The sequence below is a fragment of the Mitsuokella sp. AF33-22 genome (genome assembly GCF_003475755.1).
In the GTDB taxonomy this organism is placed as follows: domain Bacteria; phylum Bacillota; class Negativicutes; order Selenomonadales; family Selenomonadaceae; genus Mitsuokella.
On sequence record NZ_QRQA01000001.1, the window covers coordinates 138,388 to 163,584 of the forward strand.

Below are 25,197 nucleotides of genomic sequence, written 5' to 3' on the forward strand. Positions count from 1 at the left end.
ATCGTTGTGATTTTACCAGTCTGACGGTATAATAAAGTCGTAGATTTACGAGCGTTGTCTCATGTTTAATTCAGTATTTCAGGAGGAACATTATGTTTGGATTAGGTGTACCGGAACTCGTCATTATCTTGATCATTGGCCTTGTCATTTTCGGACCGGGCAAGCTGCCCGATGTCGGCAAAGCCTTGGGCAAGAGCATTCGCGAATTCAAGCAGGCCAGCACGGATGAGAAAAAGGATGACAAGATGGTCAACGTGACGGCGAAATCCCAGGAGCCGGCCGATAAGAAAGATGAACAGAAGTGAGCTGGTGAGAGGATTTCATGGCAGAAGAAAGACAATATGAAGAAATCGAAGCGCCCGAGGAACTGCGTGCAGCAGAGGAGACGCCATCTCCGGCCGTGACGGAGGAGAATGCCGAGGATGACGGGACCATGTCGCTCGTCGCACATCTGACGGAGCTGCGCAGCCGCCTGATCAAATGCCTGGTGGCAATCGGCATCGGCAGCTGTGTGGGATATTATTTCATCGAAGATATCATGCATTACCTGACGCTGCCGGCTGGCAAGCTCTACTACATGCAGCCGTCCGAGGCCTTCTTCACGTATCTGAAGGTTGCTGTCGTAGCGGGGTTCCTGATGGCACTGCCCGTCGTGTTTTACCATGTCTGGCGGTTTTTCCTGCCCGCACTTACGCATAAGGAACGGGCGGTGCTTGGCATCGTCGTGCCGACCTCCGTCATCCTGTTCTTTTGCGGTCTGGCTTTTTCCTTTTTCCTGGTCCTGCCGGCCGGCATCCGCTTTTTCATGGGCTTTGGCAATTCGGAACTCGAGGCCCTGTTCTCCGTCAACAAGTATTTTGATTTTGTCATCACCTTTGTGCTGCCCTTTGGCTTTGTCTTTGAGCTGCCGCTCATCATCACGATACTCGGCAAGATGGGGATCCTGACGTCTGCACGCCTGAAGAAATTCCAGCGCATCGTCATCTTCCTGTCCTTTGTCATCGGCGCCATCATCACGCCGACGCCGGATATCTTTACGCAGTCGATGATCGCACTGCCGATGATCGTGCTGTATGAGGTCGGCTATTTCATTGTCCGCTATATCCTGCGCAAGTGAGAACAGGATAGGATATCGCACAGAGAACACGAACGAACATATAATGAGGAGTGATTGTTTTGGCATATAAGGACTTGCGTGAGTTCATTGCGGCGCTCGAGGCAAAGGGCCTTCTGAAGCGCATCCAGACGGAAGTGAATCCGGAGCTTGAAATCACGGAAATTACGGACCGCGTTTCCAAACAGGAAGGCAAGAAGAACGTGGCCCTGCTCTTTGAGAATGTAAAGGGCTCGAAGATGCCCGTACTCATGAATGCATTCGGCAGCTATGAGCGCATGGCGATGGCTCTCGGCGTCGAGAAGCTCGACGATGTGGCCGACGAACTGCGGGAGATGATGAAGCTGCCGTACGTCTCGCTGCAGAACAAGATGAGCGTCGTGACGATGATCCCGATGATCAAGCGTGCCATCAATTTCCCGAAATACGTCAAGCATGCACCGTGCCAGGAAGTCGTCGAGACGGAAAATCCGAGCCTTGATGATATCCCCATTCTCAAATGCTGGCCAGATGACGGCGGTCCCTTCGTGACGCTGCCTCTCGTCTTCACAAAGAACCCGAAGACGGGCAAGCGCAATGTCGGTATGTACCGTCTGCAGAAGTACGACAGCCGGACGACGGGCATGCACTGGCATATCCACAAGAACGGCGCGGAGAATTTCCGCGACATGAAGGCGCAGGGCGGCGACCGCATCGAGGCGGCCGTAGCCATCGGCACGGATCCGGTCCTCACGTATGCAGCCACGGCGCCGCTGCCGCGCGATATCGACGAGATGGTGTTTGCGGGGTTTCTGCGTCATAAATCCGTCGAGCTGGTCAAGTGCAAGACCGTGGACATCGAGGTGCCGGCGACGGCGGAGATCATCCTCGAGGGTTATGTCCTGACGAATGAACTGCGCCGCGAGGGGCCGTTCGGCGATCACACGGGCTATTACTCGCTGGCTGACGATTACCCGGTCTTCCACATCACGGCCATCACGCACCGCAGGGACGCCATCTACGCGTCGACGGTCGTCGGCAAGCCGCCGATGGAGGACTGCTATCTCGCGAAGGCGACCGAGCGCATCTTCCTGCCGCTCCTGCAGCAGATGCAGCCCGAGATCATCGACATCAACATGCCGCTCGAGGGCGTCTTCCATGACTGCTGCATCGTTTCCATCAAGAAATCGTATCCAATGCAGGCGCGCAAGGTCATGCACGCACTCTGGGGCATGGGGCAGATGATGAATGTCAAGATGATCATCGTCGTCGATGCTCATGTCGATGTCCAGGATATCAGCGAGGTGGCCTGGCGCGTGTTCAACAACATCGATGCAAAGCACGACCTCGAGATCGTCGAAGGTCCTCTCGATGTGCTCGACCATTCTTCGCCGATGGCCAAATGGGGTGCCAAGCTCGGCATCGATGCGACGAAGACGTGGCCGGAGGAAGGCCACAGCCGGCAGTGGCCGGATGAGATCCGGATGTCCGAGGACATCCGGGCCAAGGTTGACGCGAAGTGGAAGGAGCTTGGACTCGATTGATTTCCATCAAGGCACACATCAATAATGTGGCACTCCATCACACCATCTTTGACCTGCCGTTCGCCTTTATGGGCGCTGTGCTCGCAGCGGGCGGCCATCCGCGTCTCGTCGATCTCTTCTGGATTGCCCTGGCCATCACGAGCGGGCGCGCGGCGGCGCTTGCCATCGACAACCTCGCCGATCTCAAGTACGACAGCCAGCAGCCGCGCATGGCCTACCGCGCCATGGTCGCGGGACGCATCTCGAAGCGCGAGGCACTCATCTTCATCGTCCTGTGCTTCATCCTGCTCGTGTTCTCCGTCCTGCAGCTGCAGCCCATCTGCATCTATCTGCTGCCACTGGCTGCCATCCCGTTCATCATTTATCCGTTCATGAAGCGCGTGACGGGCTGGGTCCATATGTTCCTGGGCCTCGCCATCGCGATGGCTCCTGCCGGGGGCTGGGTCGGCGTCAGCGGCGAAATCACCGCACCGCTCATTGTGCTCTGCACGGCAGTGGCACTCTGGATTGGCGCCTTCGATGCCATGTACGGCGCGCAGGATGAGGAATTTGACCGCAGCCAGGGGCTGCATTCCCTGGCCGTGAGCTACGGAGCAGCTGGTGCCTTCCGCATCGCGGTTGTCTGCCATATCGTCTGCCTCGTCTGCTTCTTTGCCGTCGGCATCATGATGCATCTGTCCTGGCTTTATTTCGTCGGCGTCGGCATTGCCGGCGGCACGCTCTACTACCAGCATCAGATCGTGAGCCCGACGGATTTTTCCCGCGTGACACAGCGGTACTTCATGCGCAATGGCATCGTTTCGGTTGCCATCTTTGTCTGTACCTGGCTGAGTTTCTATATCTGACATACGCTTTTTGACTTTGTTTTTTCAGAGATAGGAAAGGTGATTTTATGACAGCTCGTATTTTGGAGGGCAAGGTCTTTGCCCAGCAGTTCCGTGAGGATGCCAAGAAAAAGGCGGAAGCCCTGAAGGAGAAGTACGGCGTACAGCCGGGCCTTGCCGTCATCATCGTCGGTGAGAATCCCGCTTCCCAGGTTTACGTGCGCAACAAGCACAAGTCCTGTGAGGCACTCGGCATTTACTCGGAGGTCATCGAGATGCCCGAGTCGACGACGAAGGAAGAGCTGCTGGCGAGGATTGATGCACTCAATGCGGATGATAAGATCCACGGCATCCTCGTGCAGCTGCCGCTGCCGAAGCAGATTGCCGCACATGAGTCCGAGATTCTCGAGCGCATCCGCCCCGAGAAGGATGTCGATGGCTTTCATCCCGTCAATGTCGGCCGCCTCGTGACGGGGCAGCCGGGGCTCGTGCCGTGCACGCCGTTCGGCTGCCTGCGCATGCTCGAGCTTGCCGGCATCCCGATTGACGGCAAGCGTGCTGTCATCATCGGCCGCAGCAACATCGTGGGCAAGCCGATGCTGCACCTGCTGCTCAGCAGGAATGCCACGGTGACGATCTGCCACAGCCATACGCAGGATCTGCCATCTGTCACGCGCGAGGCGGATATCCTCGTGGCCGCTGTCGGTCGTCCGCATTTTGTCACGGCGGATATGGTCAAGCCCGGTGCCACGGTCATCGATGTCGGCATCAACCGCATCGCGCCGAAGAAACTCGTCGGCGATGTGGATTTTGAAGCCGTCAAGGAAGTGGCCGGTGCCATCACGCCGGTCCCGGGCGGCGTCGGCCTCTTGACCGTCGCCATGCTCATGGAAAATGTTGTCCGTGCCGCAGAGATGCAGCTTCAGGCATAAAGAGAGCCGCAGGAGCGGCAAAGTGTTTCCCTTACAATGTGCAGGAGGTACAGAAATGAAAACCGATGTTGAAATCGCACAGGAAGCGAAGATGCGCCCCATCCAGGAAATCGCAGCAAAACTGGGGATTTCGGATGACGAACTCGAGCTTTATGGCAAGTACAAGGCAAAAGTGGCCCTTTCCGCTTGGGACCGCGTCAAGGACCAGCCGAATGGCAAGCTCATTCTCGTGACGGCCATCAATCCGACGCCGGCAGGTGAGGGCAAGACGACGACGAGTGTCGGCCTTGCCGATGCGTTCCACCGCCAGGGCAAGAAGACGGCCGTCGCGCTGCGCGAGCCTTCGCTCGGACCGTGCTTCGGCCTCAAGGGCGGTGCTGCCGGCGGCGGCTATGCGCAGGTCGTGCCGATGGAGGATATCAACCTGCATTTCACGGGAGACTTCCACGCTATTACGACGGCGCACAATCTGCTCGCCGCTGTCATCGACAATCACATCCAGCAGGGCAATGCCCTTGATATCGACGTGCGCCGCATCACCTGGAAGCGCGTGCTCGACCTCAATGACCGTGCGCTGCGCCACGTCGTCATCGGCCTCGGCGGCAAGGCTCATGGCACACCGCGCGAGACGGGCTTTGACATCACGGTAGCTTCCGAGATGATGGCCATTCTCTGCCTCGCGAAGGATCTCGAGGACATGAAGCAGCGCCTCGGCGAGATCGTCATCGGCTACAGCCGTGATGGCCGCGCCATCCGCGCCAAAGAGCTGAATGTAACGGGTGCCTTGACGCTGCTCTTCAAGGACGCCATCAAGCCGAACCTCGTGCAGACGCTCGAGGGCACGCCGGCTTTCATCCACGGCGGCCCGTTTGCGAATATCGCCCATGGCTGCAACAGCGTCATGGCGACGAAGTTTGCCTTGAAATTTGCGGATTACGTCATCACGGAAGCCGGCTTCGGTGCAGACCTCGGCGCCGAGAAATTCCTCGACATCAAATGCCGTTTCGCCGGCCTCAAGCCGGATGCCGTCGTCATCGTCGCGACGGTGCGTGCGCTCAAGATGCACGGCGGCCTCGACAAGAAGGAACTCGGCAAGGTCGACATGACTGCACTCGAGAAGGGTATTGCGAACCTTACGAAGCACATCGAGAATATCCAGAAGTTCGGCTTGCCGGCAGTTGTCGCCATCAACGCCTTCCCGACGGATACGAAGGAAGAACTCGACTTCGTCGAAAAGAAGTGTAATGAACTTGGTGCTGAAGTCGCTCTGTCTGAGGTCTGGGCCAAGGGCGGCGAAGGCGGCCTCGCGCTTGCCGACAAGGTTATCGAGGCGACGAAGAAGCCGAATGATTTCCATTTCATCTACGATGTCGAGGACAGCATCCCCGAGAAGATCGAGAAGATCACGAAGGAAATCTACGGCGGCGACGGTGTTGATTTCACGCCGGCGGCCAGGAAGCAGCTCAAGGAGATTGAAGAGCTCGGCTTCGACAAGATGCCGGTCTGCATGGCCAAGACGCAGTACTCACTCTCGGATGATGCGACGAAACTCGGCCGTCCGACCGGCTTCCGCATCACGGTCAAGGAGTTGCGCATCAGCGCCGGCGCCGGCTTTATCGTCGCCCTGACGGGCAACATCCTGACGATGCCAGGCCTGCCGAAGCATCCGGCAGCGGAGAACATGGACATCGATGTCAACGGCAAGATCACAGGTCTGTTCTGATCCCATCAGCACATCCCGCTCTTCGGAGCGGGATTTTTTATTTTATATTATAATTTATATAATTTATGATAGATGCAGCTTCGATACTTGCAAAATCGATAAAAAGATTTTACAATGATGGTAATGTAACGGTTGTATTTTTTATCCATCGGGTAGTCTGATGGCAGTGGAGGAATCGTATGAAGCGTATCTCGGTAGAACTCGTGCCGCGTGACGAAGAAGCGTTGCGCCAGGAGCTCGCGCTCCTGCAGCAGTATCAAGAAAAAGTCGATGTCATCAACATTCCGGACCTGTTGCGCTTTCCCTTGCGGAGCTGGCAGGGGGCGGCCGTCGCGAAGGATTTTTTCCCGGCATCCATGCCGCATATCCGGGCGATGGATATCAATCTTGAAGAAGAGCTCTCGATGAAGGAATACCTGCGGGCGCACGATATCCGCGAAGTGCTCGTCATCGAAGGCGATCCTCCGCAGGACATGATGCATGAAGTCTATCCGACGAATAGCGTCGATGTCATCTGGAAATTCCGCAAGGAGATGCCGGAGGTCAAGGTCTATGCCGGCATCGATCAGTACCGCGGATCGATGGCACAGGAGCTCTACCGCATCAAGCGCAAGCTCCAGGCGGGGGCAGCCGGCTTCTTCACGCAGCCGTTCTTTGATATGCGTTATCTTGCGGTCTATGCCGATATGCTGCAGGGACTTGAGGTCTATTGGGGTGTTTCGCCCGTCATGAGCGCGCGTTCCCAGAGTTACTGGGAGCGCAAGAACAACGTTGTTTTCCCGCATTCGTTCCAGCCGACGTTGGAGTGGAGCGTGGATTTTGCGCACGAGGTCATGGAGTATGCAGAACGCGAGCAGGCGAATGTTTACCTCATGCCCATCAAGACGAATCTTGCCGCTTACCTCGCCGGGGTCTTCGCTTGAAGACGGCGTGACAAGTAGTTTAATCATCTAGTGATAGGAGGAAACTTAAGTAACTGAAAGGATGCTCAAATATGAACAAAAGTGTAGCGATATGCTAAAGACTCAAAGAATCCATTGAGTTAGTTTGTGCTGACTTTACAGCAGTCGGAACGGCTGGAAATAAGCCAGAGGCGGTTGAAACAGTCCGTCTAACTACGGGATAGCACCCTGATGGTAGCCGTTGGACAATGGTAAATGCGAGAACCAAGCAAGGTTGGCGAACCAATACGCAAAAACAAAATATTATGAAAGGAGAAAGCTACTAGATGTAATTGGCAGAATATCACAAATAAGATACTGTCAATGTGTACCGATGGCTAGTCGGGAATTTACGCCTTTGGAGTATCACGCAAACGTTAGTAGCCTGTCTTTTGATGGCGAGGACGGATACGATGAACAAGGAACTACAAATCGTGAGATTGTAGCGAAACATCTTGACATAGATATATTTGTCTATGTTTTAAGTAGCAGAGTGGATTATGTTTAAGATTCTCAGGAAAGAGGAATTGTCGCCCCATGTGTATGCCATGGATATCGAGGCGCCGCGCGTGGCCAGGAAAGCCGAACCGGGTCAGTTCATCATCCTGCGCGTCAATGAAGAAGGCGAGCGCATCCCGCTGACCATTGCGGATTTCGACCGGGAAACCGGGAAAATCCTCATCGTCTTCCAGGCCATTGGCGCGTCGACGATGGAACTCGCGGCCATGAAGGAAGGCGACAGCCTGCTGGATTTCGTCGGACCGCTCGGACGCCCGTCTGAGATTCAGAAGCTTGACGGCACGATGGTCGTTGTCGGCGGCGGCATCGGCGTGGCGCCGACGTATCCGATTGCCCGGGCCATGAAGGAAGCGGGCAACAAGGTCATCGCCATCATGGGAGCCAAGACGAAAGACATCCTCATCATGGAAGATGAGATGAAGGCCGTGACGGATGAGGTGCTCGTGACGACGGATGACGGCTCTTACGGCATCAAGGGCTTTGTAACGAATGCCGTGCAGGCACTCGTTGACCGCGGTGAGAAAATTGCGCAGATCACGGCCATCGGCCCGGTCATCATGATGAAGAGCGTGGCGGATGCGACGCGCGATCTCGGCATCCATACGGTCGTCTCGCTGAATCCAATCATGGTCGACGGCACGGGCATGTGCGGCGGCTGCCGCGTGACGGTGGGCGACGAGACGAAGTTCGCCTGTGTCGACGGGCCGGAGTTTGATGGCCATCTCGTGGACTTCAAGGGGCTCATGAGTCGTCAGCGCATGTACCGTGATCTGGAAGCAGAAGAAAAAGATCATGTTTGCCGTATTGGCCTGGGGAGGGATTGAAATGGCACTTTCATTGAAGAAACACGCGATGCCGGTACAGGATCCCAAGGTCCGTGCCCATAATTTCTCTGAGGTGGCACTGGGCTACGATGAGGAGACGGCTGTTGCCGAGGCGGAGCGCTGCCTGCACTGCAAGGTGCCGCAGTGCCGCAAGGGCTGCCCGGTTTCCATCGATATCCCCACATTCATCGCCAAGATCAAGGAGCGTGACTTTGACGGCGCCATTGCGACCATCAAGGAATCGAATGCCTTGCCGGCCATTTGCGGCCGCGTCTGCCCGCAGGAGAATCAGTGCGAGAAACACTGCATCCTCGCCAAGCGTGGCGAAGCTGTGGCCATCGGCCGTCTCGAGCGCTTCGCCGCCGACCGCCAGCTGGCCAGGGAAGACGACATTCAGCCCGTTTCGCGCGCAGCCGATGCGCAGAAGGTAGCCATCATCGGTGCTGGCCCCTCGGGGCTCTCGTGCGCCGGCGACCTGGCGAAGAAGGGTTACGATGTCACGATCTTCGAGGCCCTGCACAAGGCGGGCGGCGTGCTGTCCTACGGCATCCCGGAATTCCGTCTGCCGAAGGACACCGTGGTCAAGAAAGAGATTGAGAACATCCAGAAGCTCGGCGTCAAGATTGAGGTGGATTCCGTTATTGGCCGCCTCTACACGGTTGACGAACTCATGCAGGAGGAAGGTTTTGATGCCGTATTCATCGGCACAGGCGCCGGCCTGCCGCGCTTCCAGGGAATCCCCGGCGAGAACTTCAACGGCGTGTACTCGGCCAATGAGTTCCTGACGCGCTGCAATCTCATGAAAGCCTATAAATTCCCGGAATATGCGACGCCAATCCGCGTGGGTAAGCGCGTGGCCGTCGTGGGCGGCGGCAACGTCGCGATGGATGCAGCCCGCACGGCCCTGCGCCTCGGCGCGGAGAAGGTGACCATCGTTTACCGCCGCAGCGCCGCCGAGATCCCGGCGCGTGCAGAAGAAGTCGAGCATGCCAGGGAAGAGGGCATCGAGTTCCAGCTGCTGACGAATCCGGTGGAGGTCCTCGGCGATGAGAATGGTTGGGTCAAGGGACTCAAGTGTATCCGCATGGAGCTCGGCGAGCCCGATGCCTCGGGACGCCGCCGCCCGCTGCCGGTCGAAGGATCGGAATTTGAGCTGCCGATGGATACGGTCATCATCGCCATCGGTACGGGTCCGAACCCCATCATCGCCCATACGACGAAGGGGCTTGAGACGACGAAGCGCGGCAATATCATGGCGGATGAAGAAACGGGCATGACGTCCAAGGAAGGCGTATTCGCCGGCGGCGATATCGTCACGGGCGCCGCCACGGTCATCCTCGCGATGGGCGCCGGCCGCAAGGCAGCTGCCGCCATCGATGCATATCTGAAGAGCAAGCGCTCCTGAAGGATTCCCGGCATCAATAGGCCTTGGGTGATGCCGCAGAGGCCAGCAATTCCAGGGCAGAAGAGGAGTTTATCATGATCCTGGTCAGTGCCTGTCTGCTGGGGCATAATGTCAAATACAACGGCGGCAATAATGCCAACGAACTCTTGCAAAAATACAATGCGCGCGGGCGCTTCGTTGCGGTCTGCCCGGAATGTTTCGCGATGCTGCCCGTGCCGCGTCCGCCCATGGAGATCCAGGGCGGCAACGGCAAGAAACTCTTGGCTGGAAAGGCAAAGGCCATGGATAAGGACGGCATGGATACGACCGCATACCTCCTGACAGGCGCGAGAAAGCTCCTGAAGATCGCAGAGGCGTACCATGCCAGGGTGGCCATCCTCAAGGAGGGCAGCCCCTCCTGCGGCGTCCACAATATCTACGACGGTACCTTCCGCGGACGCAAGATCAGAGGTGCCGGCGCAGCAGCTGCACTGCTGCAGAAGCACGGCCTGACCGTTTATTCCGAAAAGGACATGACCGTTGGCCGCCTCGAGACGCTCCTGGCAGAAGATCTGCGCCGCGACCGCGTCTGATTTCGTGAAGAGTCAACCAATTGTATCGTAACGCTCATGCATTTGCAGTCATCCTGATGGATGGCTGCATTTTTGTATATAAAATGGCACGATTTATGCATATTAAACAAGCAGGAACCAAATTTGTGAATACGGGGAGTGTGAGTGTATGCATGAAGTCTTGACATTTGGTGAACCCATGGGCTTGATGGCGGCGGAAGAAGCACGGCCGCTGAAGGACGTAACACATTTTACGCGCTATGTATGTGGTGCGGAAGTGAATGTTTCTGTCGGCCTGGCCCGGCTGGAGCATTCGGTTGCTTACGTATCGCGCGTGGGGAAAGACCCGTTTGGTGCGCATATCATTGACTTTCTGCAGGCCAACGGTATCGATCCGCAGTATATCCTGCAGGATGATACATTCCTGACGGGGATGCAGCTGAAAGCCAAAGTGGAAACGGGTGACCCGGAAGTGGTCAACTTCCGGCAGGGAACCGCCTTCTCTCATTTTGCACCGGAAGACCTGGAGAAGCTTGACTGGGAAGGTGTGCGCCACGTACATATGACGGGCATCCCGCCGGCTCTTTCTGCAAGCTGCCGCGCAGCGGCCATACGCTTGATGGAGATGGCACGAGAACGGGGCGTATACGTTTCGTTTGATCCCAATATCCGTCCGGCACTTTGGCCGGATAAGGCGGAGATGGTACGCGTGCTCAATAAAATGGCTGCAAAGGCAGATCTCGTTTTGCCGGGGATTTCAGAAGGAAAACAGCTGGCAGGGACCTCGGACCCGGAACAGATTGCAGATTTCTATCTGACACAAGGTGCTAAAGCCGTCATCGTTAAGTTGGGAGCCAGGGGCTCTCTCGTAAAGGAAGCTGGTCAGGAGGCTTTCGTATCTCCCGGCTTCCATGTTGCCAAAGTCGTGGATACGGTTGGAGCGGGTGATGGCTTTGCTGTAGGCGTTATCAGCGCACTCCTGGAACATCAGGGCCTTGCGCGGGCGGCAGAACGTGGAGCTGCCATTGGCGCCCTGGCAGTCATGTCACCAGGTGATAATGAAGGCCTGCCGACAAGAATGCAGCTGCAGACTTTTATGGCAGAAAATCAGAGCAGGAGGGATTCATGATGGACAAATTTGAAGTGATGGCCAAATTAAAGAAACAGGGTATCATTGCCGTTGTACGCGGAAAAAACATGGAAGACGGCATCCGTACGGCTGAGGCCTGCATCAAAGGCGGCGTAAAGGCGATTGAGCTGGCGTTCACAACGCCGAGAGCACAGGAAGCCATCCGTACGCTGGTCGAAGAATATCAGGCAGATCCCGAGGTTGTGATTGGTGCGGGCACGGTCCTTGAAGCGACGACTGCGCGCCTGGCCATGGTGGAAGGAGCAAAGTTCATCGTTTCTCCGGCCTTTGATGAAGAAACCGTGCGTCTCTGCAATCTTTACCGTGTGGTTTCCTGCCCGGGGGTCATGACGCCGGGCGGCGCCGTTGATGCTCTGAAAGCGGGTGCGGATATCGTCAAGGTGTTCCCCGGTGACATTGTCGGGCCCAAGATGATCAAGGATATCCACGGGCCGCTGCCGCAGGCTCCTCTGATGCCTTCCGGCGGTGTCAATGTCGATAACGTGGCAGACTGGCTCAAGGCCGGCTGCATCGCCGTATCTGCCGGCAGCAGCCTGACCGGTGCTGCGAAAACAGGAGATTACGATGGTGTGACGGCCATGGCACAGCGCTTTGTACAAGCCGTAGCCGAAGCAAGAAAATAATAAGTCTGTTCATAGAAGAACTGCATTGTCAGAGAATCTGCACAATGCAGTTCTTTTTTGCGGGTGTTATTTCATAAAGCAATATAATGCATTTCATAATGAAATAAATAGAGCAAAAATATCGAGGAAACAGTGGTATACTCTCAAAAATCGGAATAATTTTATAACAATCAAAAATAAATTTTAATCCTGTTGTTACAATTTGAAGCTATAAAAATCAAGACAATTCAGCAACTTATCCCAGATGTGTTGGAAAAATTTTACGTATTCAGAATAAATTGGCATGCATATTGCTATTATAATAGAGTAAAAGGAAGAATGGGGTAAGCAAATCACCCCAACTAAAGAGGGTCTTTTGAAAGGAGTGCTTTGGCATGAAGAAAACTTTGTTGGCGCTGGCGACGATGGTATTGTCAGCATGCCTGTTGACTGGGTGTGGCGGACAACAGCAGGCAGCTGGGACGAAAGATGGAAAAATCGTCATCCAGGTTGGTTATGAGAACAATCCGGGTGAACCGTTTGATCAGGGCATTAACAAGTGGAAAGAGCTTCTGGAAGAAAAAAGCAATGGTACCATGCAGATTGAAGCATATCCTTCCAGCCAGCTGGGCAATAAAAATGATCTGATTGACCAGATGATTGCCGGACAGCCGGTTGTGACACTGGCAGACGGTGCCTTCTACGCAGACCGTGGCGTCAAGGACTTCGGTATCGTCTTTGGTCCGTTCCTGTTTGATAACTGGGATCAGTGCTGGAAGCTCACGAAGAGCGACTGGTATGCAAAGGAAAGCAAAGAGCTGGAAGACAATGGCCTGAAGATCATTGCTTCGAACTGGGTTTATGGCGATCGTCACCTTTTGACGAAGAAACCGGTCAATTCTCTGGCTGATCTCAAAGGCATGAAGATCCGTGTCCCGAACAACGAAATCCAGGTTAAGGGCTTTGAAGTTCTTGGTGCCGTACCGACGCCGATGGCTCTTGGTGATGTTTACACGGCTCTGCAGCAGGGCACCATTGATGGTGTAGAAAATCCGCTGCCGGTTCTGTATAACGGTAAATTCCAGGAAGTGGCAAAGTATTTGATTCTCGATGGTCATGTTAAAAACTTTACGACGCTTGTCTGTGGTGAGAAATTCTGGACCAGCCTGACCAAGGAACAGCAGGATATGCTGGTTTCCACCTGCGAAGAAGCCGGCCTCTACAATAACGAGCTTCAGAAAAAAGCAGAACAGGATGTCCTGGAGAAATTCAAGGCAGAAGGTGTAACGGTGGTCGAGCCTTCTCAAGCTGTACTTGATGAATTCCGTACTGCAAGCAAGAAATTCTATTCGCTTCCGGATTTCAAAGACTGGTCGCCGAATCTCTATGATACGGTAAAAGCAGCTATGCAATAATCCCTGAGTCTATGGCAGGCGGAAGGCCCGAGGAAATGGAGTCCTTCCGCCTTGCTTCTTGAATGTTTGTGTATGTTTTTAGGGAGACTGGTGAAATTATGGAAGAGCAAAAAAATCTTGGCAGATCCATTCTCAACAATCTGGACTTCTTTATTGCAGGAATTGCCCTGACGGTTTTGGTATTTGTAACGTTTTTCGGTGTTTTTGCACGATATTTTCTGGGAAGCCCGTTCGCCTGGGAAGAAGAGGTCCAGCTGGCCTGCTTTGTCTGGATTACCTTTTTGGGCGTCGGTGCAGCCTTCCGGACAGGCAGCCATGTGGCCATTGAGATCGTGGTGGAGCGCCTGCCGAAAAAAGTGGGACATTGGATTGAACTTGGCGGCTATGTCATCTCGATGGGCATTCTGCTGTTCTTCTTCTATTACAGTGATGTCATTGTCTACTCGATGGTGCAGATGGGGCGCAGCACGAATATCCTTCATATTCCCAATTCAATTATCTATCTGGTAGTGCCAATCGGCTGTATCCTGATGATGTATAACTATACGCGCGTGATTATCAAAAAATTCAAGGAGGTGCGTGACTGATGGAAAGCAGTATTGCAATCTCAACCATTGTGCTGTTGGTCCTTTTGTTCTTGAAAGTACCGGTTTTCCTTTCTGTTCTTTCCGGCGGCGTCATGTATTTCCTGCTCTCACCGAATATTCCTGGACAGATTTTTGTGCAGCGCGTCATTGCAGGAACAGAAAGCATTCCGTTGCTGGCCATCCCGTTTTTTGTCTGTGCCGGCGTCTTCATGAACTATACAGGCGTTACCAAACGCATCATGAATTTCTGTGAAGTCCTGCTGGGAACCTTCAGCGGCGGTCTTGCACAGGTGGCCATTCTCCTCAGTACCCTGATGGGCGGACTTTCGGGGTCGAACCTTGCCGATGCAGCGATGGAAGCGAAAATGATTGTTCCGGAGATGCAGAAACGCGGCTTCTCCCTGGAGTTCTCTTCAGTTGTCACAGCTACTTCCGCCATTATCACGCCGCTCATCCCGCCGGGAATTGCCATGATTATTTACGGTTCCATCGGCAATCTGTCCATCGGCAAGCTCTTTATGGGCGGCATTGGACCGGGCCTGCTGCTCTGCGTGGCCATGATGATGCTCGTATCTGTGATTTCGCACAAGCGCGGGTACAAGCCAATGCGCGAACATCATGCGACGGCAGGTGAATTCTGGAGCGCTTTAAAGGCAGCTTTCCTGCCGCTCTGCCTGCCAATCATCATCATCGGCGGCATCCGCATCGGTCTTTTCACGCCGACCGAAGCCGGTGCTGTTGCCATTGTGTATTCCCTGTTCCTTGGCCTCGTTTACCGGGAGATGCGCATGGCGGATATCGTGACGGGCATTAAAGAAACGATCACGACGTCGGCTTCCATCATGATTATCATTGGTGCTGCATCTACTTTTGCTTGGATCTTGACGAAAGAGCGTATCCCGCAGGAACTCGCACAGATGATGATTACATTCCTGCAGAGCCCTGGGATGTTCCTCCTGGTCGTTAACATTTTCCTGCTTTTTGTCGGTATGTTCCTGGAAGGCAATGCTGCCATGATCATCCTCGTACCGCTGCTTGCTCCTATTGCAACGCATTTTGGCATCAATGAGTACCAGTTTGCCATCATGTTCATCTTTAACCTGGCAATTGGCGCTCTCTCGCCGCCAATGGGCACGCTGATGTTTGTTACCTGCGGTGTTACCAAGTGTAAGATGAGTGCCTTTATTCGTGAAGCCGTGCCATTTTACCTCCTGCTCCTTGTATGCCTGCTTCTCTTGACGATTTTCCCTGTATTCAGTACGGGCGTAATCAATTTGCTATATAATTAAAGCAATTGATTCAATCGTTGCAGGAGGAAGCATATGTCACTCATTCTATTTGCTGCGCCGACTGAAGAGGTCGGACGCAAGGCAAGAAAAATCATTCGCAGGAAAGGCCTTTCCATACCCGTTCTGGTAACCGATGACAAATCGGCGTGTGCGGAGATAGAATCGCATCCGGAAGCGCTCGTAATCATCAGCCGCGGTGGCGTGGCTGAGGAGATCAAGAAAATCCCGGGAAAAACGGTAGTCGAGGTCACGACGTCCTTCAATGACATTCTCACGGCTGTTGCTTACCTGAGCAGTAAGGATTGTCATCGCATTGCCATTGTCATGCGCGACAATATCCTTTTTGATATACCGCAGAATTTTTCTCTGGCGGATACGGATATTTTCGTGCGTCCGTGCCGGACCTATGAGGAAATTGAGGCAACGGTCAGGAGCCTGGTCATTGGCAAGACGGTGGATGGGATTGCCGGCTGCCGCTATGCCATCCGTGTAGCAGAAGAAAATGGCATGCTCAATTCGTATGTGGATTCCAGCGAATCCTCCATTGAGAAGGCCATCAACGATGCGGTGAAAATCCGGGATGCCAAGAAAAAGGAAGCGTTGCAGCTGGAGCAGCTGCAGGCCGTTGTGCAAAATATCCAGGAGGGGATTGCGGTCCTGGATGAAAACAAGCATCCGCTCTTTTTCAACGAGGAAGCCAATCGCTTGTTTCAGGGGAATATCCTGCGTAATCTGCCGAAGCAAATGGAACCATATATCAAGGACTACACTGGAGAGCAGCTGATTACCATTGGCGAAAATACAGCTCTTTTCCGCATGATTCCCATAGGTATGAGGGATCAGCATGAGAATACCGTGCTCGTTTTTCATGAAACTGGCAGCATAGCCAAATCAGAACAGAAGATACGCACTTCGATGTATCAAAAAGGCCTTTATGCCAAAAAGCATTTTTCAGACATATTGACCGTTTCGCCCCGGGTCAAGAAATTGCTCGCTTTAGCCGAGAAATTCGCACAGACGGAGGCAAATGTACTGATTACAGGAGAGACGGGAACGGGCAAGGAAGGTATGGCACAGAGCATTCACAATGTCAGCCAGAGAAGCCACAAGCCGTTTGTTTCGGTCAACTGTGCATCCATACCGCCCAATCTGATTGAAAGTGAATTGTTTGGTTACGTGGAAGGTGCATTTACCGGTGCCAGACGCTCCGGCAAGAAAGGGCTCTTTGAACTGGCAGATGGTGGCACGATATTCCTGGATGAGATTGCCGAACTCCCCCTGAATATACAGGGACGCCTCCTGCGTGTCCTGCAGGAGCATGAAATCATGCGCGTCGGGGATGATAAGATCATCCCGCTTGATATCCGCGTGATATGTGCTACGAATAAGAATCTGCGTGATATGGTAGATGAAGGAAATTTCCGTGAGGATCTTTATTATCGCGTCAATGTGCTGAAAATCAACATACCGCCGTTGCGCGAGCGCAGAGAAGATATCATGATGCTCATGCAGTATTATTTTCATCAATTTGCGCCCAAGATAGAATTTTCTTCCTGGTTTGATAAAAGATTAAAAAATCGCCTGATGAATTACGCATGGCCGGGCAATATACGCGAGCTGCGCAATATGGCAGAAGTTTTTGCCTGCTATGCTGACGGTTACGGCAGCTGCATCCATCTGGATGAACTGATGGATGGAAGCCGTATGAGCAATAACGAGAATACGATAGAAATTCCTTTGGGATTGTCACTCAAAGAAATTGAGATTGCGGTTATCGACCGCATGCTGGAGCAGTATACGCCAGAGGAAACGTGTGCGAAATTGGGAATCAGCCGTGTGACACTTTGGCGTAAATGCCGTCGTGAAGTTTAGACTGTCCATTTTTACTGATTCACCCGCAAGGGTGAAGATAAGAGGAGGATTTTTCATGAAAGCAATTCGTATCAATCAGCCTGGAGAAGTGGAAATTTTTGAGACGGAAAAGCCCGTGCCGAAAAAAGGTGAGGCGCTTTTGAAAATCCTATATGGAGGCATTTGCGGCAGTGATCTGGGAACGTATCGCGGTACGTTTGCCTATGCTTCTTATCCGCGTATCCCGGGTCATGAATTTTCGGCGCAGATCATGGAAATCGGAGAAAATGACCGTGGGCTCAAGAAGGGCATGATTGTTACCTGCAATCCGTATTTTAACTGCGGGAAGTGCTATTCCTGCGAGCGCGGACTCCTGAACTGCTGCGAACACAACGAGACGATGGGCGCGCAGCGTGATGGTGCATTCATGGAATACATCACGATGCCGATTGAGAGAATCTATGACGGCAAGGGCCTTTCGCCGAAACAGCTGGCACTCATCGAGCCGTTCTGCATCAGTTACCATGGCGCCGGGCGCGCGCACATCAAGCCGGGTGAGAAAGTCCTGGTTGTCGGCGCGGGCACGATTGGCGTTCTGGCCGCTGCTTCCGCAAAAGCAGCTGGTGCAGAAGTCTATATCGCGGATATCGCACCGGAGAAGCTGGCTTATGCAAAGAAGAGCTTTGATCTCGCCGGCACGATCCTGAATGACAGTCCGGAGCACTTCAAGCAGGCCGTACAGGAAATCACGGCAGGCAAAGGCTTTGATGTGACCATTGAGGCAGTCGGCCTTCCGTCTACCTTCCTCAGCTGCATTGATGCGGCAGCCTATGGCGGACGTTTTGTCCAGATTGGCGTCGGCAAGAAGAATGCGGACTTTGATTTTACGCTTCTGCAGAAAAAAGAATTGAATGTCTTCGGTTCCCGCAATGCTTTGAAGCAGGATTTCCTGGACCTCATCGATCTGGTGAAAGCTGGTAAAGCAGATGTCGAGAAAGTCGTGACCAATGTTTATGAGATGGCGGATGCCGCCAAGGCCTTCCGCGATTTCTCCGAAAATGCCTCGAAGATGCTCAAAGTCGTCATTCATTTTGCGGATCCGGAATGAATCCTGTCAGGGGAGAGTCGAGAATGAAGAATATCCAAGATATTTACCATCGGTCAGAGCATCCCATCAAGGTGCTGCAGTTCGGTGAAGGAAATTTCCTGCGTGCCTTTGTCGATTATGCAATCGACCGTGCCAATGAGGAGCAGGGCTTTGATGCCGGCGTAGCCGTGGTCATGCCGCGGGCAAAACAGGTGAATGCGCGTTTCCTGACGCAGGACAATCTTTATACCGTCTGTCTGCGCGGTCAGCGGGCTGGCAAGCCGTACAAGGAGAACCGGGTCGTCACCTGCCTGGAACGCATCATTGCCGCTCATGAAGATGAGAAGGCCTATATGCAGCTGGCCAAACTTGATACGCTGGAATTTGTTATCTCCAATACGACGGAGGCCGGCATTGTCTTTCGTGAGGCGGACCGGTTTGAAGATGCGCCGCCGCAGTCTTTTCCGGGAAAACTGACGAAATTCCTGTTTGCGCGCTACCAGTATTTCCATGGTGCAGCCAATAAAGGGCTCATCATGCTGCCGGTGGAACTCATTGATCACAATGGTGCTGCGCTCAAAGCCTGCGTAAAGAAATATGCGGAGCACTGGCAGCTCGAATCGGGCTTTTCGTCCTGGCTGGATACTGCCTGCACATTTGCGGATACTCTGGTCGACCGTATTGTGGCGGGCTATCCGAAGTCAGAGGCCGCTGCCTATGAGGAAGAACTGGGTTATCACGATGCGCTCATGACTCAGTGTGAGCCATTTGCGCTCTGGGTAATCGGGGACCCGCAGCTTAAAGACAAACTGCCGCTCAATGCACCGGATTTCCCGGTAGAATTTACGGCGGATATCGCCAAATTCAAGGAACAGAAGGTCCGGATCCTGAATGGTGCGCATACGTCCATGGTTCTGGGAGCTTATCTGGCAGGGTTTGATTATGTTGGTGACTGCATGAAGGATCCTTTCATACGCCGCCAGCTGAACCAGTCTGTCTACGGGGAGATCGTGCCGACTGTCCATCTGCCGCAGGAGAAGGCAAAGGCATTTGCCGATGCTGTCTTTGAGCGCTTTGAGAATCCTTTCGTTCATCATGCTCTGCTGTCCATCGCCCTGAATTCCATTTCCAAGTGGCGTACGCGGGTCCTGCCCACGTTGAAAGACAGTCTGGCTGCCACAGGAAAGCTGCCGAAATGGCTCACGTATTCCATGGCGGCACTCTTGGCCTTTTATCATGCGACGGAGCGGGGCGATGGCTGCCTGATTGGTCATCGCGGTGAACAGGTGTATGAGATCCATGATGATGCGGATAAGCTGGAGCATATTGCCGCCTGGGCAGCCCTGCCGGATGCAGAATATGTCGATCATATCCTGAAATCCGCAGACTGGTGGGGGGAGGACCTCACGGCCATTCCGGGCTTTGCGGCAGCCGTGCAGGATCACTTCCGGCAGATCCGGACATATGGTGCAAAAGCTTACATTGAATCTTTGGGAAAAGAGGAATGAGATGGAACAGCTGATCAGGATTCATCCTGCGGATAATGTGGCAGTGGCCGTTTCTGCCTTGAAACAAGGTGAGACGGTTACGGCAGCCGGGAAAAACATCATGGTGCGACAAGATATCCCCGCTGGTCATAAAATGGCTATTGTGCCAATAGCAGCAGGTGAGGACGTCATCAAGTACGGTTTTCCCATCGGACAGGCGACCGTGGCGGTTCAGCCGGGCGAGTGGATGCACACGCACAATGTCAAAAGCAAGTTGGGAGATTTGCTGGAGTATCGCTATGAACCGCAGAAGGCACCGGTATGGCAGCCGACAGAGGACCGTGTTCATACCTTTCAGGGCTATGAACGCCGTGATGGCCGTGTCGGAATCCGCAATGAAGTATGGATTATCCCGACTGTCGGCTGTGTCAATGCGATAGCTCGGGAGATTGAGAGGCGGGCTCAGGCCTTTGCCGGTCCGCATGTGGATGGGATTTACGCCTACAGCCATCCTTACGGTTGTTCGCAGCTGGGCGATGATTTGCGCTATACACAGAAGTTTCTGGCAGGACTGGCACATAATCCCAACGCGGGGGGCGTATTGCTTTTGGGGCTCGGTTGTGAAAACAACAAGATGGACGCAATGCGCCAGCTGCTTACCGGTGTGGACGAAGCTGGAATAAAATTCCTTATCTGTCAGGACGCAGAAGACGAAGTAGAAGAAGGCGTGCGCCTGGTAAAGGAATTGGCGGCTCATGCGGCTGAAACAAAACGGACGACGCAACCGTTGGCGAAATTGTGCATCGGCGTAAAATGCGGCGGTTCCGATGGATTTTCCGGTTTGACGGCCAATCCTTTGGTCGGGTCCGTTGTCAATCGTGTTACGGCAGCGGGCGGCACTGCCCTGCTGACCGAAGTGCCGGAAATGTTCGGTGCGGAGACCTTGCTGATGAACCGCTGCAGAAATGAAGCGGTGTTCCAGAAAACCGTACATCTCATCAATGGGTTCAAGACGTATTTTCAGAAGCACGGCGAGAAAATCAATGAGAATCCGTCACCGGGCAATAAGGCGGGCGGCATCACGACTCTGGAGGATAAATCTCTGGGCTGTGTACAAAAAGGCGGCATCGCTCCCGTGGAGGATGTGCTGCTTTATGGCGAATCCGTAAAAGAAAAGGGCCTGTCGCTTTTACAGGCACCCGGAAATGATCTTGTTTCTTCGAATGCGCTGGCTGCTTCCGGTGCGCAGATGGTGCTTTTTACGACAGGACGCGGCACGCCGTTTTCCTGTCCGGTCCCCACGCTCAAGATTGCAAGCAACAGCCGTCTGGCCTCGTTTAAAGCGGACTGGATTGATTTCAATGCCGGCAGACTCCTGAGCGGCGAGAGCATGGAAGCTTTGTCCGAGGAATTCCTGCAATTCATTTTAACTGTGGCTTCAGGAACGTGCCATACGAAATCCGAGGCCCTGGACAAGCATGAACTGGCCATCTTCAAAGATGGTGTGACGCTTTGATTTCTTGTATTTACTGAACAAGCCCGCAGCATGGGACTTTTGCTGCGGGCTTGTCTTTTGAAGAAGCGCATGTGCATCAATGCGTGAAGAGATACTGGCTCAGCAGCATGTAACAGATGGTGCCGCCGGCAATTGAGAGCAGCATCTGGTGCAGGGCCTTGTGCAGGAGGATTGTGACGGCAATGGCGATGGCTTCCGGGAGGCCGTGGCTGCCTGCGGTGATGGTGACATCCTTGAGGCAGTAGACGACGAGCATGGCGAAGATGGCGCAGGGCAGGGCGCGGCCGAGATATTGGATGTAATCGGGCGTGGGCTTCCTGGACGAAAAGACCAGGAAGGGAAGGTAACGCGTGAGCATCGTGCCGATGGCACAGGCAGCGATGGTGATGACTTGTTCAGTCAGTGTCATAGTTTAGATCCCCTTCCTTTCAAGTGGCCCACGTATAAGGGTAAGTATGGCGAGGATGACGATCATCGAGGGAATGATGAAGGCCTGGCTGCCAAAAAGATTCAGGCAGAGGACGGAGGCGGCGAGTCCGACCCAGGCGGTGATATGGGAATGTTCGCGTTCGTACTGCTCGAGGAAGATGACGACGAACATCGCCGTCATGACGAAGGAGATGCCCTGCGTATCGAACGTCAGCAGGGAGCCCATGAGGCCTCCGATGGTCGCGCCGCTGACCCAGTAGAATTCGTTGAGCAGTGTGACGAAGAACATGAACCAGCCGCGGTCGATGCCGTCCGGCACTTTTGTGGCAAAATTAATGGAAAACGTTTCATCGCACATGCCGTAAATCAGATAATATTTTTTCCAGCCCGTATCCTTGAAACGGTCAAGCATGGCAATGCCGTAGAAGAGGTGGCGCGCCTGGATGAGGATGGCCATGAGAAAGGCCTGCAGCGGGGCAAAGGGTGAGAGCAGCATCGTGATGGTGACGAATTCAAGCGACCCGCCGAAGATGACGATGCTCATGATCATCGGATAGAGGAACGAGAAGCCGGATACATTGGCGTAGATGCCGTAGGCGAGCCCCAGGAACCAGAAGCCGGCAAAGATGGGGATCGTGTGGGGGAAGGCAGCGCGCAGGGCAGCCCATTTCATAGCGTCTCACTCCTTTTTGGCAGTTGAAACATACGCTGCCAGCCGGGCGGCGGCAGCAAGCGGCGAAAATCCTTTTTATTATAGGCTATGTCACAACAAACAGTTGATAAATAGCCATTTTTATAGGGGAGTATCAGAACTCCCCTACAAACTGTTATTTGCAGTTATCTATACTCATTTGGAATTTCGATATGAAGTGTCTCACACAATAACTTCACATCATGTGCATCATTTTCATCAAACTCGTATCCCAGATGGAACATTACTTGACTATATGGTTCAATACAGGAAACCTCTATTTCCTCAATTCTTCCTTTACCCGAAAAAGTTTCTACCGGAAAACAATCCCCATCATAAAGAATTTCACCTTCGTCCGTATATTCAAAACAATGCAAATCAATAATTCTGTTTTTCAAATCTTCCCATACAGTATGGTTCAATGTTGTATATTCCATCTTAATCTCATAAAAGCCATTAGCTTTCATTATTTCTATAAAGTTCTGATAATCGTTCTTTTCTACAAAAATGTCAATATCATTATGGGCTCTTGACTGATATCCAAGAAGAGCATCTACACCCCATCCACCATCAAGAAAGACTTTAATCTCCGCATCTATTGCAAATTGAAGAATCTGTTTTACATCTGTTATATTGACCATCTTATCATCTCCACAAATTCTAATTAGGCGACCAGAGGAACTGCTGGTCTGTTTGATAAATCTCTGCATTTAGCAGTTTTCAATGTTGCCAAAACAAAAGTTAAGAAGATGTTCCTTTTCTCCATGTCGCTTTCTTTGGCGTAATTTACAAGGTTATTCCACACAAGATAGTTGTTCAGATACTTGGTAGAAACACCGTTAAAGCCACGCATAAACCTCTTTAGCTGGCTATGGTAGCTATTGATATGTTGGATATTATAAATGCCTTTCTTGGCTTTGCCAGTCTTTAACTGCACAAGGTCAATGCCATTGGCATTTGTAAATCTCACATAGGAGTTCATCTTGTCCGTAACAAGAGTGGAATTGGTCTTAATCCTACCATCATAAATATGATGTAAATCTCTTGTAGAAACTCTACCAGTATTCGTAATCTTGGAGATAGACAAGCCATTCCTATTAACCGCACAAGGAACACATACCTTTTCTTGGGACAAGCCTCTGATATGTGTAGAATGACCACGCTTATGAGCCTTGCGTGGCATAGCAAATGTCTTACTCTTGCTATGATTGCCCTTGTACGAGATGGCGAAAAAAGTTTCGTCAGCCTCAATAATGCCGTCAAGGGTAACATCGTCTGCCATATTCTGAAGTGCATCCAAAATCTTGTGTCTCCAAAGGAATGCGGTGTTTCTGTGAATCCCACAAGCAACAGCAGTCTTACGAATGGATAAGCCATTCATCATACAATCAATGTACTGCTCCCACACGGACAAGTCTTTTCTTGTACCAGACACAATGGAGTTCGTAGCAATCACGAAGGACTTGCCACAATCCTTACATACATATCGCTGTGTGCCATCTTTACGATGACCATTGCGAACCACATGGATACAGCCACAAAGAGGGCATACACGACCATTTGCAAAGCGTTCCTTTGCTACGAAATCTTCAATATTCAAAGACTTTACAAAGGCAGGACTTAAAAGCATTGTTTTAAGGCTTTCCTGCTCTGCGACAGTCAACTTACCGATAATATCTAATGCGTCTTTGATAGTAGGCATATCCAATTACCTCCTTCGGTGGTACTGTTTCTTACTATTATTATACGCTATTTCTCGTCAAAAATCAACCATTTGTTGTGACAGAGCCTTATTATATCATATTCCTGGAAAAAAAGGCTTGCAATCCTCTCGATTATCCAGTATAATAATACAAGTCGATACGCGAGTATCTGATATTCCTCGATAGCTCAGCCGGTAGAGCACCTGACTGTTAATCAGGCTGTCGCAGGTTCGACCCCCGCTCGAGGACCCAATGGCGCCATCGTCAAGCGGTTAAGACACCGCCCTTTCACGGCGGGTTCATGGGGTCGAATCCCATTGGCGTCACCATTCGGGCGATTAGCTCAGCTGGGGGAGCGCTTGCCTTACAAGCAAGATGTCAGCAGTTCGATCCTGTTATCGCCCACCATTTTGTACGCATAGCTGCCGTGAGGCAGCTTTTTTGTTTTGCTGGTTTATGGGGGAGTGGTATTCGTGCATACGGAAGAACGGCGCCGCCTGCTCTTGGCACGGCTCAGAAAAGCAAAGCAGCCGCTGACCGGGACCAAGCTGGCCCGGGAACTTGAGGTCAGCCGCCAGATCATTGTCGGCGATATCAGCATCCTGCGGGCGCAGGGCGCACAGATCTTTGCCACGCCGCGCGGGTATATCTTGCCGGAGTCCGGTGAGGGGGCTGCGATGCTGGCGACGCTTGTCTGCCGTCACGATGCGGCCGGTATGGAGCCGGAACTCCAGGCCATTGTCGACAATGGCGGTGCCGTGCTCGATGTCATCGTCGAACATCCTGTTTACGGGGCAATCCGCGGCGATCTCCTGCTCGAGAGCCGCCGCGATATCCGCCGCTTCCTGACGAAGATGAAGAAGTGCCAGGCCAATCCGCTGCTGGTCGTGACGGGCGGCATCCACATGCATACCGTCCGCATCCCCGACGAGGAGACTCTGGCGGCCATCCGTGATGATTTGCGGAACCTTGGTATCCTTGTGGAGGACGAGGTGAAGCACAGCGGCGGCAAATAGATGGAATTGCGTCAAAAC

The 25,197-nt window shown here is 53.0% G+C and carries 24 protein-coding genes and 3 tRNA genes; 23 read left to right on the forward strand and 4 right to left on the reverse strand.

The window, feature by feature from the left end; translation table 11 throughout:
* Positions 1-92: 92 nt before the first annotated feature.
* The 19 genes from tatA to DWZ54_RS00855 all read left to right on the forward strand — a co-directional run bounded on the left by tatA (position 93) and on the right by DWZ54_RS00855 (position 21,340).
* Positions 93-305 (forward strand): twin-arginine translocase TatA/TatE family subunit, encoded by a 213-nt coding sequence (gene tatA, locus DWZ54_RS00765; protein WP_118474092.1) that lies wholly within the window; start codon positions 93-95, stop codon positions 303-305.
* Positions 306-322: 17 nt separating this feature from the next.
* Complete coding sequence (tatC, locus tag DWZ54_RS00770) at positions 323-1,117, forward strand: twin-arginine translocase subunit TatC (protein WP_118015537.1); 795 nt, start codon at positions 323-325, stop codon at positions 1,115-1,117.
* Between the two features lie 59 nt (positions 1,118-1,176).
* Positions 1,177-2,637, forward strand: coding sequence for a menaquinone biosynthesis decarboxylase (locus DWZ54_RS00775; RefSeq protein ID WP_118474093.1), 1,461 nt, complete (start codon positions 1,177-1,179; stop codon positions 2,635-2,637).
* Entirely contained in the window at positions 2,634-3,482 is an 849-nt protein-coding gene (locus tag DWZ54_RS00780) for a 4-hydroxybenzoate octaprenyltransferase (protein WP_118015539.1), read from the forward strand. The genes DWZ54_RS00775 and DWZ54_RS00780 overlap by 4 nt, the downstream gene beginning before the upstream one ends.
* A 47-nt stretch (positions 3,483-3,529) precedes the next feature.
* Complete coding sequence (gene folD, locus DWZ54_RS00785; RefSeq protein ID WP_118474094.1) at positions 3,530-4,393, forward strand: bifunctional methylenetetrahydrofolate dehydrogenase/methenyltetrahydrofolate cyclohydrolase FolD; 864 nt, start codon at positions 3,530-3,532, stop codon at positions 4,391-4,393.
* 55 nt (positions 4,394-4,448) lie between these two features.
* Entirely contained in the window at positions 4,449-6,116 is a 1,668-nt protein-coding gene (locus DWZ54_RS00790) for a formate--tetrahydrofolate ligase (protein ID WP_118474095.1), read from the forward strand.
* A gap of 179 nt (positions 6,117-6,295) precedes the next feature.
* The gene (locus tag DWZ54_RS00795; protein WP_118474096.1) at positions 6,296-7,039 is read left to right on the forward strand and encodes a methylenetetrahydrofolate reductase; all 744 of its coding nucleotides are present in this window, start codon (positions 6,296-6,298) and stop codon (positions 7,037-7,039) included.
* Between the two features lie 518 nt (positions 7,040-7,557).
* Positions 7,558-8,400, forward strand: coding sequence for a sulfide/dihydroorotate dehydrogenase-like FAD/NAD-binding protein (locus DWZ54_RS00800; protein WP_118015543.1), 843 nt, complete (start codon positions 7,558-7,560; stop codon positions 8,398-8,400).
* 1 nt (position 8,401) lies between these two features.
* The gene (gltA, locus tag DWZ54_RS00805; RefSeq protein WP_118474097.1) at positions 8,402-9,805 is read left to right on the forward strand and encodes an NADPH-dependent glutamate synthase; all 1,404 of its coding nucleotides are present in this window, start codon (positions 8,402-8,404) and stop codon (positions 9,803-9,805) included.
* 74 nt (positions 9,806-9,879) lie between these two features.
* Positions 9,880-10,377, forward strand: coding sequence for a DUF523 domain-containing protein (locus tag DWZ54_RS00810; protein WP_118015584.1), 498 nt, complete (start codon positions 9,880-9,882; stop codon positions 10,375-10,377).
* Between the two features lie 148 nt (positions 10,378-10,525).
* A complete protein-coding gene (locus DWZ54_RS00815) occupies positions 10,526-11,485 on the forward strand; it encodes a sugar kinase (RefSeq protein ID WP_118474098.1) in 960 nt (319 codons plus the stop codon).
* Positions 11,485-12,129 (forward strand): bifunctional 2-keto-4-hydroxyglutarate aldolase/2-keto-3-deoxy-6-phosphogluconate aldolase, encoded by a 645-nt coding sequence (locus DWZ54_RS00820; RefSeq protein ID WP_118474099.1) that lies wholly within the window; start codon positions 11,485-11,487, stop codon positions 12,127-12,129. Before DWZ54_RS00815 ends, DWZ54_RS00820 begins: the two co-directional genes overlap by 1 nt.
* Before the next feature lie 374 nt (positions 12,130-12,503).
* The gene (locus DWZ54_RS00825) at positions 12,504-13,523 is read left to right on the forward strand and encodes a C4-dicarboxylate TRAP transporter substrate-binding protein (protein WP_118474100.1); all 1,020 of its coding nucleotides are present in this window, start codon (positions 12,504-12,506) and stop codon (positions 13,521-13,523) included.
* Positions 13,524-13,621: 98 nt separating this feature from the next.
* Positions 13,622-14,110 (forward strand): TRAP transporter small permease, encoded by a 489-nt coding sequence (locus DWZ54_RS00830; RefSeq protein WP_118474101.1) that lies wholly within the window; start codon positions 13,622-13,624, stop codon positions 14,108-14,110.
* Positions 14,110-15,399: a TRAP transporter large permease gene (locus DWZ54_RS00835; RefSeq protein WP_118474102.1), complete on the forward strand. Its 1,290-nt coding sequence runs from the start codon at positions 14,110-14,112 to the stop codon at positions 15,397-15,399. The genes DWZ54_RS00830 and DWZ54_RS00835 overlap by 1 nt, the downstream gene beginning before the upstream one ends.
* 33 nt (positions 15,400-15,432) lie before the next feature.
* Positions 15,433-17,271 carry a sigma 54-interacting transcriptional regulator gene (locus DWZ54_RS00840; protein ID WP_118474103.1) on the forward strand — a complete coding sequence of 613 codons (1,839 nt, stop codon included), beginning with the start codon at positions 15,433-15,435 and terminating at the stop codon, positions 17,269-17,271.
* 55 nt (positions 17,272-17,326) lie between these two features.
* Complete coding sequence (locus DWZ54_RS00845; RefSeq protein ID WP_118474104.1) at positions 17,327-18,358, forward strand: zinc-binding alcohol dehydrogenase family protein; 1,032 nt, start codon at positions 17,327-17,329, stop codon at positions 18,356-18,358.
* A gap of 23 nt (positions 18,359-18,381) precedes the next feature.
* Positions 18,382-19,845, forward strand: a complete 1,464-nt coding sequence (locus DWZ54_RS00850) for a tagaturonate reductase (protein WP_118474105.1) — start codon at positions 18,382-18,384, stop codon at positions 19,843-19,845.
* A 1-nt stretch (position 19,846) separates the two neighbouring features.
* Entirely contained in the window at positions 19,847-21,340 is a 1,494-nt protein-coding gene (locus tag DWZ54_RS00855) for a UxaA family hydrolase (protein WP_118474106.1), read from the forward strand.
* A 76-nt stretch (positions 21,341-21,416) separates the two neighbouring features.
* Here the strand turns inward: DWZ54_RS00855 and DWZ54_RS00860 are convergent, their stop codons facing one another.
* From DWZ54_RS00860 to DWZ54_RS00875, 4 genes are all read right to left on the reverse strand, one after another.
* Entirely contained in the window at positions 21,417-21,749 is a 333-nt protein-coding gene (locus tag DWZ54_RS00860; protein WP_118474107.1) for a branched-chain amino acid transporter permease, read from the reverse strand.
* Positions 21,750-21,752: 3 nt separating this feature from the next.
* Entirely contained in the window at positions 21,753-22,442 is a 690-nt protein-coding gene (locus tag DWZ54_RS00865; RefSeq protein ID WP_118474108.1) for an AzlC family ABC transporter permease, read from the reverse strand.
* A gap of 164 nt (positions 22,443-22,606) precedes the next feature.
* Complete coding sequence (gene lnu(C), locus DWZ54_RS00870; protein ID WP_019543803.1) at positions 22,607-23,101, reverse strand: lincosamide nucleotidyltransferase Lnu(C); 495 nt, start codon at positions 23,099-23,101, stop codon at positions 22,607-22,609.
* A gap of 23 nt (positions 23,102-23,124) precedes the next feature.
* The gene (locus DWZ54_RS00875) at positions 23,125-24,162 is read right to left on the reverse strand and encodes an IS1595-like element ISSag10 family transposase (RefSeq protein WP_002837184.1); all 1,038 of its coding nucleotides are present in this window, start codon (positions 24,160-24,162) and stop codon (positions 23,125-23,127) included.
* 177 nt (positions 24,163-24,339) lie between these two features.
* On the opposite strand from DWZ54_RS00875, the gene DWZ54_RS00880 reads away from it, so the two are divergent.
* The 4 genes from DWZ54_RS00880 to DWZ54_RS00895 all read left to right on the forward strand — a co-directional run bounded on the left by DWZ54_RS00880 (position 24,340) and on the right by DWZ54_RS00895 (position 25,179).
* Positions 24,340-24,415, forward strand: a tRNA-Asn gene (locus tag DWZ54_RS00880).
* A gap of 2 nt (positions 24,416-24,417) precedes the next feature.
* Positions 24,418-24,492: transfer RNA gene (locus tag DWZ54_RS00885), tRNA-Glu, on the forward strand.
* A gap of 3 nt (positions 24,493-24,495) precedes the next feature.
* Positions 24,496-24,571 (forward strand) — tRNA-Val (locus DWZ54_RS00890).
* A 65-nt stretch (positions 24,572-24,636) separates the two neighbouring features.
* The gene (locus DWZ54_RS00895; RefSeq protein ID WP_118474109.1) at positions 24,637-25,179 is read left to right on the forward strand and encodes a transcription repressor NadR; all 543 of its coding nucleotides are present in this window, start codon (positions 24,637-24,639) and stop codon (positions 25,177-25,179) included.
* Positions 25,180-25,197 lie beyond the last annotated feature (18 nt).